The sequence below is a fragment of the Streptomyces sp. NPDC088817 genome (assembly GCF_044750345.1).
Classification (GTDB): Bacteria; Actinomycetota; Actinomycetes; order Streptomycetales; family Streptomycetaceae; genus Streptomyces.
On record NZ_JBIVJN010000001.1, the window covers coordinates 154,222 to 169,737 of the forward strand.

Consider the following 15,516-nt stretch of genomic DNA (forward strand, 5'->3'; position numbering starts at 1 on the left):
GGAGCTGATGGCGCAGGCCGCCGCGGCCCGGCTGATCACCCGGATCGTGGACGCGCAGGCCTCGACGGGTTCGGCGTCCGTGGTCCTCACAGGTGGTCGCAACGGCAACGGTGTGCTGGCCGCGCTGGCGGCCGCGCCCGCCCGCGACGCGATCGACTGGGGCCGGCTCGACCTGTGGTGGGGCGACGAGCGGTTCCTGCCGGAGGGCGACCCGGAGCGCAATGTCACGCAGGCCCGCGAGGCCCTGCTGGACTCCGTGCCGCTGGACCCCAAGCGCGTGCACGCCATGCCCGCGTCGGACGGTCCCCATGGCGCGGACGCCGAGGCGGCGGCGGAGGCCTACGCCGAGGAGCTGGCCCGCGCGGCCGGCCCCGAGAACCACGGCGCGGTCCCGGCGTTCGACGTCCTGATGCTGGGCGTCGGCCCGGACACCCATGTCGCGTCCCTCTTCCCGGAGCATCCGGGGGTGCGTGAGACGGAGCGTACGGTGATCGGGGTGCACGGCTCCCCCAAGCCGCCGCCCACCCGCGTCTCCCTCACCCTGCCCGCCATCCGCTCGGCCCGTGAGGTCTGGCTGCTGGCGGCCGGCGAGGACAAGGCCAACGCGGTGGCGATGGCCCTGTCGGGCGCGGGCGAGATCCAGGCCCCGGCGGCCGGCGCCCGGGGCCGCGCCCGCACCCTGTGGCTCCTGGACACGGCGGCGGCCTCGCAGCTGCCGAGATCGCTGTATCCGCCGGCCTCGGCGTGAACGGCAAGGTGCGGCGGCGGTGAGAACACCGCCGCCGCACCTTGTTCCCGGCCCGTCCGGCATGCGGGGAGGAGGCCGTTCAGGCCGGACCGGAGGTCGGCTTCACTTCACCGACCCCGCCATCACCCCCTGCACGAAATGCCGCTGGAAGGCGAAGAACACGACCACCGGCACGACCAGCGACAGGAACGCCCCCGGCGCCAGCACATCGATGTTGCTGCCGAACTGGCGGATCTGCGACTGGAGTTCCACCGTCAGCGGTTGCGACGAGGTGTCGGCGAACAGCAGCGCCACCAGCATGTCGTTCCACACCCACAGGAACTGGAAGATGGCGAGGCTCGCGATCGCGGGCCGCCCCACCGGCAGCACCAGCCGGGTGAAGATCCGCCACTCGTTGCCCCCGTCCATGCGGGCCGCCTCCAGCATCTCCTTCGGCATCTCGGCGAAGTAGTTCCGCAGCAGGAACACCGCGAACGGCAGTCCGTAGGCCACGTGGAAGAGGACCACGCCGGGGATCGTGCCGAACAGGCCGAGCCGGCCGAAGAGTTTGGCGACGGGCAGCAGACCGATCTGCACGGGCACCACCAGCATGGCCACCACCAGCAGGAACAGCGGCTCACGGGCCGGGAAGTCCAGCCAGGCGAACGCGTATCCGGCCAGCGCCGCGATGACCACGACCAGGAACGTCGTGGGCACCGAGATCAGCACCGTGTTCCAGAAGGCCTTGGTGATGCCCGAGTTCCTCAGCAGCGCCGAGTAGTTGTCGAAGGACAGTTGCTGCGGGCTGGCCAGCGCCGTCCACCAGCCGCCCTTCGCGGTGTCCTTGGCCGAACGCAGCGACGACAGGAACAGCCCCGCGAGCGGGGTCATCCAGACCAGGCCGATCACCACGAGGACGGCCTGGACCAGCGCGCTGCCCAGGCCCCGCCTGACCGCGTTCATCACTGACTCCTTCGGAAGCGGCGGACGTTGAACACCATCGCCGGGATCACCAGGAGCAGCAGGAGCACGCCGAGCGCGCTGCCGAGGCCCTGGTTGTTGCCACCGCCGAAGGACACCAGCCACATCTGGGTCGCCAGCACGGTGGCGTCCTGCTGCACCGGGCCGGGCGCGATGATGTAGACGAGGTCGAAGACCTTCATCACGTTGATCACGAGGGTGACGAAGACGACGGTGAGGACGGGGGCGAGCAGCGGCACGGTGATCCGCCGGAAGATCTGCCACTCGTTGGCCCCGTCGATGCGCGCCGCCTCCAGCGCGTCACGCGGCAGCGCGGACAGTCCGGCGCCGATCAGCACCATCGCGAACCCGGTCCAGATCCACAGATAGGCGCCGATGATCATCGGGGTGACGAGCGTCGGGCCGAGCCAGGAGACGCCCTGGTAGGGCTGGGCGAAGTTGGCCTGCGGCAGCTTCACCTCGTACGAGCCCGCCTTCAGGCCCGTGAGGCGGAAGGAGCCGTCGGAGCCCGTGGTGGTGCTCGCGACCGTACGGCCGTCGCGCACCGCCTCGACCTTCATGCCGGGCATACCGCTCTCGCCGCGGTCGATCTTGCCCTGGGTGCCGCCTCCGCCGGGTGCGAAGTCCAGGTAGACGACTCCGCGCAGTTCGTCCGAAGCCGTCTTCCCGTCCTCCACCGGGCGGGCGGGCGAGGCGTCGCCGGGCAGGTCCTTGGGCAGCACGCCGACCATGGGCAGGGTCACCGTGGAGCCGGGCGAGAGGCTCGTGTTCGTGAGGTAGGAGCCGTCCCGGCCCTCGGTCAGCCCGAACCCCTCACGGGCGCGGGCGCTCGGGTAGGCCGGGGTTCCCTTGAAGGCGTCGTGCACGGAGACCACGGCGGCGTTCAGGACGCCCTTGTCCGGGTCCTCGTCGTAGGCGAGCCGGAAGATGATGCCGGCGGCGAGGAAGGACACGGCCATCGGCATGAACAGCAGCAGCTTGAACGCCGTCGCCCAGCGGACCTTCTCCACCAGCACGGCGAGGATCAGTCCGAGCCCGGTGAGCAGCGCCGGGGCGACGACGACCCAGATCGTGGTGTTCCGGACGGCCTTCAGCGTCGCCGGGTCGCTGAACATCTCGGTGTAGTTGTCCCCGCCGACGAACCGGGTGCCGGAGGCGTCGAAGAAGCTCCGGCCGACGGAGAACAGCACCGGGTAGACGACGAGGGCGCCGAGCAGCAGCAGTGCGGGGAAGACGAACAGCAGCGCGACGACCCGGCCCCGCCGCCGCGCGCGCCGAACCTGCTCGGCGCGCGCGGCGGGCGACGGGGGGCCCGCGCCCTTCTCCTTTGCGAGTGTGGGGGCGGTCATGACGGGTCAGCCCTGGTTCTTGTACGCCTTGGCCGCCGCGGCCTCCAGCTTCGCCGCGGTGCCCTTCGGGTCGGACGGGTCACGCAGGAAGTCCTGGAGCAGCTTCCATTCGCCCACGCCGCTGGTGCCGCCGAAGGCCGCCGGGGCCTGGTCGGACATGTCGAAGCGGACCGCGTCGGAGTCGCCCGCCGCGATGAGGGACTTGGCGGTGGCGCGGGTGGTGTCGTCGCCGTAGGAGGCGAGGTCGAGGTTCTTGTTCGGGGACAGGAATCCGCCGGCCTTGGCCCACACGGCCGCGGCCTCCGGGGTGGCCAGGTACTCGAGGAGCTTCATACCGGCCTTGGCGTTCTTGCCGTCCTTGAGGACGGCGGCCGCGTCACCGCCGCTGACGACCGGCGCGTTGCCGCCGTCGACCGGCGGGAAGGGGAAGAAGTCCGCGTCCTTGCCGATGGTCCGGTCGAACTGGTCGTGGGCGACGCCCGCGACGAAGTCGCCCTCGTAGACCATGCCGGCCTCGGGCTTGGGTCCGAAGACCTTCTCCACCGAGCCCGGGAAGTCGGTGTTGAGGGCGCCCTTCTGGCCGCCCGCGATCAGCTGCTTGTCCTTGAACAGCTTGCCGAGCGTGGTGAGGGCCTTGACCACGCTGTCGTCGGTCCACTTGAGGTCGTGGGCGGCGAGGGCGTCGTACTTCTCGGGGCCGGCCTGGGAGAGGTAGACGTTCTCGAACCAGTCGGTCAGGGTCCAGCCGTCCTGTCCGGCGACCGCGAACGCGGCGAGTCCGGAGTCGGAGAGGGTGTGTCCGGCCTTGAGCATCTCGTCGTACGTCGCCGGCGCCTTGACGCCGGCCTGGTCGAGCGCGTCGGGGCTGAACCAGACGGTGGACTTGTGGGCGGCCTTGAAGTAGAGGCCGTACAGGGTGTCGTCGACGCTGCCGTACTTCTTCCACACCGGCGCGAAGTTGGCGTCCACCGACTTCTGGGTGGTGTCGGACAGCGGCTCCAGCCAGCCCTTCCTGGCGAACTGCTGGAGCACGCCGACCTGCGGGACCATCACGACGTCGGGGGCGTTGCCGCCCTCGATCTTGCTGCCGACGACGGTGGAGACGTTGTCGCCGGTCGACATGAACTGGGTCTTGGCGCCGGTCTTCGCGGCGAACGCGTCCAGCACCTTCTGGAAGTTCTTCTGCTCGCTGCCGGACCAGACGCCGGCCACGGTGACCGTCTGGCCGCTGAGCGTCTTGTCGCCGCCACCGGCGGAGACGGGGTCGTCGCCGCCGCAGGCGGTGGCGCCGAGGGCGAGGACGAGGGCGGTGCAGCCGGTGAGCAGGGTGGTACGTCGTCGCATCATCGTTGATGTCCCTTCGGAAGGTGGGGAATTGACGAGGTTCAGAGATCGATGCCGTCGGTGATCCACCAGGCGGCGGTGGACCCGGAGAGCACTCCGGGCGGGCAGTCGGCGCTGGCGAGCAGCGGGGTGCCGGGGACCGGTGCGGTCGTGGGCGAGGTACCGAAGTTGACGGCGCAGACCAGGCCGTCGCCGCGGACGAAGGCGAGCACGTCCGGCGGGGTGTCCAGCCAGCGCAGCGAGCCCTCGCCCAACTGGGGGAGCGCGGAGCGCAGTTGCAGGCCGTCGCGGTACAGGTGCCAGAAGGAGCGGGTGTCGGCGAGGGCGCGTTCGGTGACGTACTCGGCGAAGTACGAGGGCTGCGGCAGCCAGGGCTTGGCGCTCTGGGTCCCGGAGGTGAAGCCGAACGGGGAGACCTGTCCCGACCAGGGCAGCGGCACCCGGCAGCCGTCGCGGACGTGGGTGCGGCTTCCGGTGCGGTGGAAGATGGGGTCGGTGAGCACGTCGTCGGGCAGGTCGACGACCTCGGGCAGGCCGAGTTCCTCGCCCTGGTAGACGTACGCGGCTCCGGGCAGCGCCAGCATCAGCAGCGCGGCGGCGCGGGCGCGGGCGGCTCCGAGTCCACTGCCCTCCACGGCGGCCTCGCCGTAGCGGGTGACGGTGCGGACCTGGTCGTGATTGTTGAGGACCCAGGTGACCGTGGAGCCGGTGCCGGCGATGTCGAGCATGGCCTCGGAGATGACCTTGCGGAAGGCGTCGGCGTCCCAGGGGGCGCCGAGCAGGTCGAAGAAGAAGGCCTGGTGCAGTTCGTCCGCGCGGACGTACTTGGCGTGTTCGCGGGCGCTGGGCACGGAGACCTCGCCGACCAGCAGGCGTTCGCGGCCGTCGCGTGCGGTGTACTCCTCGCACACCGCGCGCCAGTGCCGCCACACGTCATGCACCTCGGGCTGGTTCCAGGCGAGCGGGTTGACCGAGTCGCGGGTGCGGGCGTCGGCCTCCGGGTCCGGGGAGTCGGGCAGTTCGGGGTGCTTGAACAGGCCGGCGGCGACGTCGATGCGGAAGCCGTCCACGCCCCGGTCGAGCCAGAAGCGCAGGACACGCTCGAACTCGGCGGGTATCTCGGGGTTGCGCCAGTTCCAGTCGGGCTGCTCGGGCGTGAACATGTGCAGGTACCACTGGCCGGGGCGGCCGTCCGGTTCGGTGACCCGGCTCCAGGCGGGGCCGCCGAACATGGCGTGCCAGTTGTTGGGCGGCTCGGCGCCGTCCGGGCCGCGCCCGTCGGTGAAGTGGAAGCGGTCGCGGGCCTCGCTGCCCGGCGCGGCGGCGAGCGCCTCGCGGAACCACGGGTGCTCGCTGGAGCAGTGGTTGGGGACGATGTCGAGGAGCACCCTGATCCCCAGCCGACGGGCGGCGGCCATCAGCAGGTCGAACTCGGCGAGGTCGCCGAAGAGCGGGTCGACGCCGCAGTAGTCGGCCACGTCGTAGCCGTGGTCGTGCTGCGGGGAGGGGTAGAAGGGGCTCAGCCAGATGCCGTCGACGCCGAGCTTCTTCAGATACGGCAGCCCCGCGCGGACCCCGGCCAGATCGCCGATGCCGTCGCCGGTGCTGTCGAGGAAGCTGCGGACGTACACCTGGTAGATCACCGCGTCGCGCCACCAACCGTGCCTGTTCAATCCATTGACCTATTCCTGTGAAGGCAGCTGTTGTGCATGCATGTTAGGTAGCGGTGTCTGAAAGGTGTCAACGAACGGAACAGAAGCTACTGAGCAGTTGACCGCTCATGTCCGGACTTATCAGGACGGAGCAGGGGCAGATGTGATGGCGGCGTTACCTAACAAGTAACTAGTTCTAGCACTTCGCTGCCGACGGTACGCGTGCTACGAGCGCCCGGCGATGGCGTCGAGCTCGCGCGCCAGGCGCCGCACGGCCGCCTCGGGGGTCTGCCGCCCCGCCAGCGCGTCGTGTACGACCGCCTGCACCACCAGGCTGACCTGGTCGTAGTGCGGGCTCTTGGGGCGCGGCGCGGCGGCCAGCACGGAGGCCCGCAGGGTCGGCAGATACGGGAACCGCCGCACGAGTGCGGGGTCCTCGTAGAGCGCGGCGCGCACGGGCGGCAGCGCGCCCTCGGTGAGCACCTGGCGCTGGACGGGCTCGCTGGTGAGGTACGCGATGAGGCGCGCGGCCGAGTCGGGGTGCCGCGCGTGCGAGTTGACGGCCAGGTTGGAGCCGCCGAGGACACTGGTCCCCGGCCCGTCGGGTCCGGGCAGCGGCACGGCGCCGATCCTCCCGGCGACCTCGGAGCCCTCGGCCGAGGCGACGGCGTACGCGTAGGGCCAGTTGCGCAGAAAGAGGAGCCGGCCGTCCTGGAAGGCCTGCTTGGACTCCTCCTCCTTGTACGTCAGCGCCTCCCTGGGGATCCAGCCCTCGCGGAAGCCGCGTGCCAGGAAGCCGATGCCCTCACGGGCCGCGCGCGAGTCGACGGTGACGCGCTCGCCCTCGTCGCCGAGGATCGTGCCGCCCGCCGAGTACACGGCCTCGGCGGCGTTGACGGTCAGGCCCTCGTACGGCAGGAACTGCCCCGCGTAGCCGTCCAGTCCGTACTTGGGCGCGATGGTCCGGGCGGCGTGCTCCAGCTCGGCCCAGGTGCGCGGCGGCGCGACGCCCTCCTTGTCCAGGACGTCCTTGCGGTACAGCAGCAGGCCGGCGTTGGTGACGTAAGGGACCGCGTACAGCCGTCCGTCGTAGGTGGCCGTGTCGACGACCGGGGGCAGGAAGGTCCCCAGCGGGAAGCGCTCGCGCGGCAGCGGGCGGATCCAGCCGGCCGCGGCGAACTCCGATGTCCAGTTCACGTCGATGTTGAGCACGTCGAACCGGCTGCGGTTGCCGCCGCGCAGATCGGTGGCCATCTGCGCCCGGGTCTCGTCGGCGGCGTCGGGCAGCTCGACGAGGGTGACCCTCTCGGCGGGATGGGTACGGTTCCAGCCCTCCAGAAGCGGGCCGAGGTAACCGGTCAGATCGCCCGCGGTGGCCAGGGTGAGCGGGCCGCGGCCCTCACCGCTCCCCCCGGTCGCCCTCGCGCCCGAGGATATATAGCCGGTCATGACCACGACCAGAACCAGGAGGCCCCTACCGGCGGCGTGGATCCACCGCATAGGTTCCTCCTTGCACACCGGCGCCGGGCATCCTCGCCCGGCTCAGGCCATGTATACCTGTTAGGTATGGGCGATACTAGTGCCGCGGCAGGCAACGTTTGCCCGTGAAGGAGCGGCGTCCGGTGCGTACTCTCGGTGTGCCGACCGGAAGTCCTCGTACTGGATGTACTTGGGCTTTCGGCCGGTGCGGCGAGTGGGGGTCCCCCTGCTCGAAGAGCTTGGGGGAGTGCCGGGCGTCGCGACGGGGCGAACGTCGCCTGTCGGGGCACTAGGGCCTGGCGTCAATCTCACGTCGTCCCCCCGGAGACCCCCGCATGACGCGCCCGACGAGGACCTAGGAGGAGAGCACGCGTGCGCCTGCCCCTCCTGGCACTTCTCGCGCGCGGTCCCGCCCACGGCTACGAGCTGAAGCAGGACCTTGAGCAACTGCTGGGCTCCGCGTACCCTCAGCCGAACGTCGGCCAGATCTACGTGACCCTCGGCCGCCTCGAGAAGTCGGGACTGATCGAGGGCGAGAAGGTCGAGCAGTCCAGCCGGCCCAACAAGAAGATCTACCACCTCACCGACGCCGGGCGGGAGGAACTGCGCGTCTGGTTCGAGGAGCCCGAGGACGAACCCCGGGTGCGGGACGAGTTCTTCATGAAGCTCGCCCTGGCCCCGCAGACCGGTCTCGCGGACCAGATCGCCCTCATCAACAAGCAGCGGCGCCAGTACCTCAACACCATGCGCAGTCTGTCGAAGCTGGCCGCCGCCGAGAACCGGGACAACAGAATCGCCCAACTGCTGATCGAGGGCGCCATGCTGCACCTCCAAGCCGACCTGGACTGGCTGGAGCGGTGCCAGGAGGAACTGGAGGGGCTGGAGTGAGCGACGTCCGAGCTCCGGCGCTGCTGCGGGCCGAGGGCCTGGTCAAGACGCACCACGGCCAGGGGGCGCCCGCCCGGGCCGTGCGCGGGGTGGATCTGTCGGTGACCCGTGGCGAGTTCGTGGCGGTCACCGGACCGTCCGGGGCCGGCAAGTCGACGCTGCTGCACCTGCTCGGCGGACTGCAGCGGCCGGACGAGGGCAGCATCTGGCTGGACGGCCGGTGCACCGACTCCTACGGCGAGGCCCGCTGGGCCGAGGAGCGCCGCAACGGCATCGGGATCGTGTTCCAGTTCTTCAACCTGGTCTCCAACCTGTCCGTCGCCGACAACGTCGAGCTGCCCGCCCTGCTCGCCGGCCGCTCGCCGCGGCAGGCGCGCGCCGAGCGGGAGGAGCTCCTGGCGGAGCTGGGCCTGGAGGGCAAGGAGCGCAGCATGCCGGGCGAGCTGTCCGGCGGTGAGCAGCAGCGGGTGGCACTGGCCCGCGCGCTGGTCAACCACCCTCCGTTGCTGCTCGCCGACGAGCCCGCCGGCAGCCTCGACAGCAAGGGCACCCGCGAGGTGATGCGGCTGCTGTCCCGCTTCCACGGGCGCGGCCAGACGATCGTGCTGGTCACCCATGACGCCCGGCTGGCCAGCGCCGCGGACCGGGTGATCAGTTTCTTCGACGGCCGGATCGCCGACGACGCGGAACTGGACGGGACCACGCCGTCGCGGAGCACGGGGATCTCGGGCGTGCTGGAGCTGAGGGACTGAATGCGGTGTACGACCACCTGATGTGCTCGGGGTACGGCAGCCGGGCGTGCCCGGGTCCGCGTTCCGGACCGAAGGGCTGAGGCCCGTGCGAGCCACGTTGCGCTGGGCGCACTCCGATCTGCGCACCCATCGCGGGGAGGCGCTGTTCATCGCGCTGGCCACGGCCGGCATCGTCGCCTCTCTGCTGCTGGCCACCGCGCTGTTCGGGTACGCCACCAACCCCTGGCAGCGGGTCTTCACCCAGTCCAACGGCGCCCATGTGTGGCTCCACACGGCGCGGTCCGCCGAGACGGAACGGCTCGCCGCGCTGGACGGCGTCGAGGCGGTCACCGACGCCTACCTCATCGAGTCCGCCACCGTCGTCTCCCGCGGCACCCGCGCCACCGTGGAGCTGCGCGGCGCGCCGTCGCTGCCCACCGTGGGCCGCCCGCTGCTCACCGCCGGGCGCTGGCCGGGCGCCGGGGAGCCGGACGGGGTGGTCCTGGAGAGCCGCCTGGCCGGTGCGCTGCTGGCCGAGCCCGGTGACACGCTCGTCCTGCCCGGCACCGGGCGCACGCTGAGCGTGGTGGGCATCGCCGACAGCGCCGAGCCCCGTTACGGCCCCGGCGAGCAGCCGGGGCTGGTGTGGGCGCTACCGTCCGCGGTGCGCGAGCCCGGCGGACGGGTGGTCGGCCTGCGGCTGACCGATCCCGACGACACGGACTACGCCGTGCAGCGCGCCGTCACCGTGCTGGGCGCCGGCGTGGTCGGCGAGGTGTCCACCTGGCAGCAGGCGCGGGCCGAGGCACAGGGCGACAACCGGCTGCTCGGGCAGGTGCTGGGCCTGTTCGGGCTGGGCGCGCTGATCGCGGCCGGGCTGGCGGTGCACGGCGCGATCGGCACCCGTATCCGGGGGCATCTGCGGGACATCTCGGTGCTCAAGGCGATCGGTTTCACACCCGCCCAGGTGGTCCGGATCTTCCTGCTCCAGCATGTGGCGTACGCCGTGCTGGGCGCGGTGGCCGCGGTGGTGCTCACCGAGGGGCTGGGCGCGCGGATCCCGGGCCGGCTCGGCGACGCGGTCGGGGTGTGGCAGGGCCTGCCGGGTCACACGGTCGCGATGGTCGCGGTCCCGGTGGGAGCGGTGCTGTTCATCGGCGCGGTGACCGGGCTCGCCGCGTGGCGGGCGGGACGGGTGCCGCCGGTCCCGGTGCCGCGTCCCGCGGCGGTGCCGGGCGGCGGACTGACCGCGGCCGCCCGCGGGGCGCTGGGTCTGCGCCTGCCGCCCGCGCTCGTCCTGGGGTGGCACCGGGCCTTCTCCCGCCGTCCGCGCACCTTCGCCACGGTGGGCCGGCTGGCGCTGCCGCTGCTGCTGATGGTGGTGGCGATGAGTGCCTGGACCACGATCGACCGCTTCCACAGCAGGCCGGAGGAGCTGGGGCTGCCGGCCGCGCTCACCGTCCGCCCCGACAGCACCCTGAACGACCGCGGGGCGCGGGAGCTGCTGGCGCGGGAGCCCGGGGTCGCCGCCGTCTACCCCGGGGTGGAGGTCGCCGCGCTGGTTCCCGGCCAGACGGCCACGATCGCCCTGCGGGGCCTGGGCACCCGCGAGGCCCCCTACCCGTTCGCCCTCGCCGAGGGCCGCCGTGCGAACGGCCCCGACGAGGCGGTGGCCGGGCAGGGCCTGCTGGACCTGCTCGACGTCACGGTCGGTGACTGGGTGCGCATGACGGTGGGCGACCAGCCGCAGATCCTGCACATCGTCGGCCGCACCATCGAGCCGGAGAACGCGGGCCGGGTCATCTCCACGTCCCTGGACACCCTGCACGAGAACGACCCGAACCTCAGCCCCACCTTCTACCAGCTCCGCCTGGACCCGGGCGCCGATCCGCGTCACGTCGCCACGGCCCTGTCCGCCGCCGCCCACGGCCACCTGGACGTCCACCCGGTGACCAACCCGGCCGACGGCCTGTCGTCGATGCGCGCGGTCGTCGTGGGCCTGATCTGCGTCCTGGCCCTGATCGGTCTGATCGAGCTGCTCTCCGCGATCGGCGGCACGATCCGCGAGGGCGAGCGGGACCTCCTGGCCCTCAAGGCCATCGGTCTCTCCCCCCGCCAGATCACCGCGATCACGGTGACCTCGACCAGCTGCACCGCCCTGGCCGCGGCGGTCACCGCCACCGTTCTGGCCCTCCCGCTGTCCGGCTGGCTGATCAACGCCCAGGGCCACTCCAGCGGCATCGGCGCCGGGATCGCCCGGCCCCCCTCCCCGCTGCTGCTGCTGCTCTTCATCACCGCGGCGACCCTCGGCGCCGCGGCCCTCTCTACCCTCCCCGCCGCACGAGCCTCCCGCCACCGTCTGGCGGACACGCTGTCGGCGGTGGCCTGAGGACCCGGTGTGACGGAGTGGGTGGGAGGAGGGGTCAGCGGGAGCGCAGGGCGCGGTACTTGGCGACCAGCGTTGTCGTGGAGGGGTCCAGTCCCTCCACCCGCGCGCCCTCCGTCAGCGCCGGTTCCACCCGCTTCGCCAGGACCTTGCCCAGCTCGACCCCCCACTGGTCGAAGGAGTCGATGTTCCAGACGGCGCCCTGGACGAACACCTTGTGCTCGTACAGGGCGATCAGCTGACCCAGCACCGACGGAGTCAGCTCGCGCGCGAGGATCGTCGTCGTGGGGTGGTTCCCGCGGAAGGTCTTGTGCGGCACCAGCTCGGCGGGCACCCCCTCCGCACGTACCTCCTCCGGCGTCTTGCCGAAGGCCAGCGCCTGGGTCTGCGCGAAGAAGTTGGCCATCAGCAGATCGTGCTGCGCCCTCAGTTCGCCGCTCAGCTCGGCCACCGGCTCGGCGAAGCCGATGAAGTCCGCCGGGATCAGCTTCGTACCCTGGTGGATCAGCTGGTAGTACGCGTGCTGCCCGTTCGTGCCCGGCGTGCCCCACACCACCGGCCCGGTCTGCCAGCGCACCGGCTCGCCGTCCCGCTGCACGGACTTCCCGTTGGACTCCATGTCCAGCTGCTGGAGATACGCGGTGAACTTCGACAGATAGTGGGAGTACGGCAGCACCGCATGCGACTGCGCGTCATGGAAGTTGCCGTACCAGATCCCCAACAGCCCCAGCAGCAAGGGCACGTTGGACTCGGGCGGCGCGGTCCTGAAGTGCTCGTCGACGAGACGGAAGCCGTCCAGCATCTCCCGGAACCGGTCCGGCCCGATCGCGATCATCAGGGACAGGCCGATCGCGGAGTCGTACGAGTACCGCCCTCCGACCCAGTCCCAGAACTCGAACATGTTCTCGACGTCGATGCCGAACCCGGACACCTTCTCCGTGTTCGTGGACAGCGCCACGAAGTGCCGGGCGACCGCCTCCGGGCCGGCCTTCAGCTCGCCCAGCAGCCAGTTGCGCGCCGACGTGGCGTTGGTGATCGTCTCGATCGTGGTGAACGTCTTGGAGGCGATGACGAACAGCGTCTCCGACGCGTCCAGATCCCGCACGGCCTCGTGCAGGTCCGCGCCGTCTACGTTCGACACGAAGCGCACCGTCAGACCGCGGTCGGTATACGCCCGCAGCGCCTCGTACGCCATCGCGGGCCCCAGGTCGGAGCCACCGATGCCGACGTTGACCACATTGCGGATCCGCTTGCCGGTGTGCCCGGTCCACTCCCCCGACCGCACCCGGTTGGCGAAGTCGCTCATCTTGTCGAGGACCGCGTGCACACCCGGCACGACGTTCTCCCCGTCGACCTCGACCACCGCGTCCCGCGGCGCGCGCAACGCCGTGTGCAGCACGGCCCGGTCCTCGGTGACGTTGATCTTCGCACCGCGGAACATGGCGTCCCGCAGCCCGAACACGTCCGTCGCGGCGGCCAGCTCCCGCAGCAGCCGCAGCGTCTCGTCAGTGACGAGATGCTTGGAGTAGTCGACGTACAGATCACCGACCTGGAGCGCGTACGCCTCGCCGCGCTCCGGGTGGGCCGCGAACAGATCCCGCAGACCGGTGTCGGCGAGCTCCTCACGGTGCCTGGCCAGAGCGGTCCACTCCGGCCTCTGGTTGAGCCTGGTTCGGGCGTCTGCGTTCATTCGGACCTCAGCCTTCTTTCCTAGCTGTCCTGCGTCCTTGCCCCGCTGCCGCTCCAACCTAGTTGATCAGCGGGTGACATGAGTCGTCGTCACGCCGTCGTCCGGCGCAACAACGAGTACGTCGGCGCGGCGCACGGGTATCAGCGCGGCCACGGAAAGGACGAAGAAACCGGCCGTGAGCAGCGCCGGCCAGTTCGGCCCCCACACCGCGGCGACGGCCCCGCCGAGCACCGCACCGAGCGGCGCCCCGGCCACCGCCAGGGTGCGGAAGGCCGCGCTGACCCGGCCCAGCATCCCGGCGGGGCTGCGCTGCTGCATCAGCGTCGTCGTGTTGACGTTCCACACCATGCCCATCAGCCCGAACACGGCCAGCGCGGCCACCGCGACGGCCAGGCTGCGCACCAGTCCCACGACCGCCAGCGCGGCGATCTGCACCGTGCCCGCCAGCAGCACGGCCCGCATCCGCCCGAGCCGGGCCACGAGCGGCCGGTTGGCCACGCCACCGGCCAGGCTGCCCAGCGTGTACGCCGTCAGCACCATCGCGTACCCCTTGGTGCCCGCGCCGAGCCAGCCGGTCACGACGACCACCAGAGTGGCGATGAGCGCGCCCATCCCGACGTTGCACAGCGCGGTGGCGGCGCACATTCCGCGCAGGGCCCTGTCCCGCGCGAGGGCGCGCAGTCCGTCGGCGATCTCCCGCCGCAGCGTGCTCCCGGCGGGTCTCGGCTTCCGCTCGGGCACGGGGACCCGCAGGGAGGCCACGAGCGCGGCGGCGACCAGGAAGGTGACCGCGTCGGCCGCGAAGGGGGCGGCGGCCCCGGCGGTAATCAGCAGGGGCACGACCGGGCCGCCCAGCAGCCCGCCCGCGAGGCGCTGCCCGGTCATCAGACGGGCGTTGGCGGTGCCCAGCGCCTCGGGCTTCACCAGGACGGGCAGCAGGGCCGTGGCGGCGTTGTCGAAGAGCGTCTGGAGCGTGGTCAGCGCGAAGGCCAGCGCGATCAGCAGGCCGATCGAGGCGTGCCCGAGGGCAACGGCCACCGCGAAACCCGCGACCAGCAGGCCCCGTACCGTGTCCGCCGCCCACATCGCGCGCCGCTGGTCCACGCGGTCCGCGACGGCGCCGCCGAGCAACCCGAAGACGATCCAGGGCAGATAACCGCAGGCCGTGACCGAGGCGATGAGCAGCGGGTCGTCGGTCAGCGACAGGGCGAGCAGCGGCAGTGCGACCGTACGCAGCGCGTCGCCGAAGCTGGACAGCACGGCGCCACTCCACAGCCGTCCGAATCCACCGCGCCACGCCGGCGCGCCCGCGCCGACGGCCTCGCTCCCGGCCTCCGCCCCCGTCATGGCTTCCCCTCCGCTCACGATTCGCCGATACGCAAACCGTAGAGGGCACCACTGACAATCGGTCCGCGACGGCCGGTCCGCCCGGATACGCAACAGGTCCGGCCCCGCGCCCGAAGGCGGCCGACCGGATCTCAAGTCCTAGATCTCGCCCCGCAGTTTGGCGAGTGCCTCGGCGAGGATCGCCTCACCGTCCGCGTCGCTGCGCCGCTCCCGCACATAGGCCAGGTGCGTCTTGTAGGGCTCGGTGCGCGGCGGGGCCGGCGGGTTGTCCTGGTCCTGACCGGCCGGGAAACCACAGCGCGGGCAGTCCCAGGTGTCGGGAACCTGCGCGTCGCTGGCGAAGCTCGGCTGGGTCTCGTGTCCGTTGGAGCACCAGAAGGAGATGCGCAGACGCGGCGCGGACTCGCCACGCTCGGCCTCGCCCATCGGCCCCGCCCCGACCCGGCTTCCTCGGATCGCGTTGCCACTTGCCACGGTCGTAACTCCCTGCGTGATGGTGCCGCGAAGCGGGTCGGCCTGCCGCTCCGCCGCGAGCGCCTCAGTCTACGTAAGGCCCAACGCGCGTCCAGTGATGGGAGTTACCGCTCCCACACAGACGCAAGCCCCATGATAGGCCGCGCCCGGGAGCGCGTACCGACCATGGGGCCTTACGTACGGAATGTGCGGTACCGACCGGCGGGCAGCCGCTCGTCAGCTGCTCGTCTTCATCAGGATGCCGAGCACGATGATGCAGGCGAGCCACAGCAGGCCGATCACCACGGTGATGCGGTCGAGGTTGCGCTCGGCGACCGAGGAGCCTCCGACGGACGACTGCATGCCGCCACCGAACATGTCGGAGAGGCCGCCGCCCTTCCCCTTGTGCATCAGCACCAGCAGCATCAGCAGCAGGCTGAAGACGATCAGGGCGATCGAGAACCCCAAAACCACGGCTGGACCAACTTC

General features: G+C 71.4%; 13 protein-coding genes. 4 read left to right on the forward strand and 9 right to left on the reverse strand.

Annotated features, from left to right (window positions below; genetic code table 11):
• Nucleotides 1-7: 7 nt before the first annotated feature.
• Nucleotides 8-748, forward strand: a complete 741-nt coding sequence (pgl, locus tag ACIP4X_RS00770) for a 6-phosphogluconolactonase (protein ID WP_234375630.1) — start codon at nt 8-10, stop codon at nt 746-748.
• 102 nt (nt 749-850) lie between these two features.
• On the opposite strand, the gene ACIP4X_RS00775 is transcribed toward pgl, so the two are convergent.
• The 5 genes from ACIP4X_RS00775 to ACIP4X_RS00795 form a co-directional block, all read right to left on the reverse strand.
• Entirely contained in the window at nt 851-1,690 is an 840-nt protein-coding gene (locus tag ACIP4X_RS00775; RefSeq protein ID WP_391453662.1) for an ABC transporter permease subunit, read from the reverse strand.
• Nucleotides 1,690-3,057, reverse strand: coding sequence for an ABC transporter permease subunit (locus ACIP4X_RS00780; protein WP_391453660.1), 1,368 nt, complete (start codon nt 3,055-3,057; stop codon nt 1,690-1,692). Before ACIP4X_RS00780 ends, ACIP4X_RS00775 begins: the two co-directional genes overlap by 1 nt.
• Nucleotides 3,058-3,063: 6 nt before the next feature.
• Nucleotides 3,064-4,404 (reverse strand): ABC transporter substrate-binding protein, encoded by a 1,341-nt coding sequence (locus ACIP4X_RS00785; RefSeq protein ID WP_358732652.1) that lies wholly within the window; start codon nt 4,402-4,404, stop codon nt 3,064-3,066.
• Between the two features lie 38 nt (nt 4,405-4,442).
• Complete coding sequence (locus tag ACIP4X_RS00790; RefSeq protein WP_401345971.1) at nt 4,443-6,074, reverse strand: glycoside hydrolase family 13 protein; 1,632 nt, start codon at nt 6,072-6,074, stop codon at nt 4,443-4,445.
• 204 nt (nt 6,075-6,278) lie between these two features.
• The gene (locus ACIP4X_RS00795; protein WP_358732656.1) at nt 6,279-7,553 is read right to left on the reverse strand and encodes an ABC transporter substrate-binding protein; all 1,275 of its coding nucleotides are present in this window, start codon (nt 7,551-7,553) and stop codon (nt 6,279-6,281) included.
• A gap of 351 nt (nt 7,554-7,904) precedes the next feature.
• Between ACIP4X_RS00795 and ACIP4X_RS00800 the strand changes: the two genes are divergently transcribed.
• The 3 genes from ACIP4X_RS00800 to ACIP4X_RS00810 all read left to right on the forward strand — a co-directional run bounded on the left by ACIP4X_RS00800 (nt 7,905) and on the right by ACIP4X_RS00810 (nt 11,540).
• Nucleotides 7,905-8,420 carry a PadR family transcriptional regulator gene (locus ACIP4X_RS00800; protein WP_358732658.1) on the forward strand — a complete coding sequence of 172 codons (516 nt, stop codon included), beginning with the start codon at nt 7,905-7,907 and terminating at the stop codon, nt 8,418-8,420.
• The gene (locus ACIP4X_RS00805) at nt 8,417-9,172 is read left to right on the forward strand and encodes an ABC transporter ATP-binding protein (RefSeq protein ID WP_100569501.1); all 756 of its coding nucleotides are present in this window, start codon (nt 8,417-8,419) and stop codon (nt 9,170-9,172) included. The genes ACIP4X_RS00800 and ACIP4X_RS00805 overlap by 4 nt, the downstream gene beginning before the upstream one ends.
• An 85-nt stretch (nt 9,173-9,257) precedes the next feature.
• On the forward strand, nt 9,258-11,540 hold the full coding sequence (locus ACIP4X_RS00810; RefSeq protein WP_401345976.1) for an FtsX-like permease family protein: 2,283 nt from the start codon (nt 9,258-9,260) through the stop codon (nt 11,538-11,540).
• Nucleotides 11,541-11,574: 34 nt separating this feature from the next.
• Here ACIP4X_RS00810 and pgi read toward each other — a convergent pair whose 3' ends face one another.
• The 4 genes from pgi to secG all read right to left on the reverse strand — a co-directional run bounded on the left by pgi (nt 11,575) and on the right by secG (nt 15,501).
• Nucleotides 11,575-13,227 (reverse strand): glucose-6-phosphate isomerase, encoded by a 1,653-nt coding sequence (gene pgi, locus ACIP4X_RS00815; RefSeq protein WP_358732662.1) that lies wholly within the window; start codon nt 13,225-13,227, stop codon nt 11,575-11,577.
• A 66-nt stretch (nt 13,228-13,293) separates the two neighbouring features.
• Nucleotides 13,294-14,574, reverse strand: a complete 1,281-nt coding sequence (locus ACIP4X_RS00820) for an MFS transporter (protein WP_391453654.1) — start codon at nt 14,572-14,574, stop codon at nt 13,294-13,296.
• 138 nt (nt 14,575-14,712) lie between these two features.
• Entirely contained in the window at nt 14,713-15,048 is a 336-nt protein-coding gene (locus ACIP4X_RS00825) for an RNA polymerase-binding protein RbpA (protein ID WP_073952427.1), read from the reverse strand.
• Nucleotides 15,049-15,264: 216 nt separating this feature from the next.
• A complete protein-coding gene (gene secG, locus ACIP4X_RS00830) occupies nt 15,265-15,501 on the reverse strand; it encodes a preprotein translocase subunit SecG (RefSeq protein WP_100569504.1) in 237 nt (78 codons plus the stop codon).
• Nucleotides 15,502-15,516: the final 15 nt, after the last annotated feature.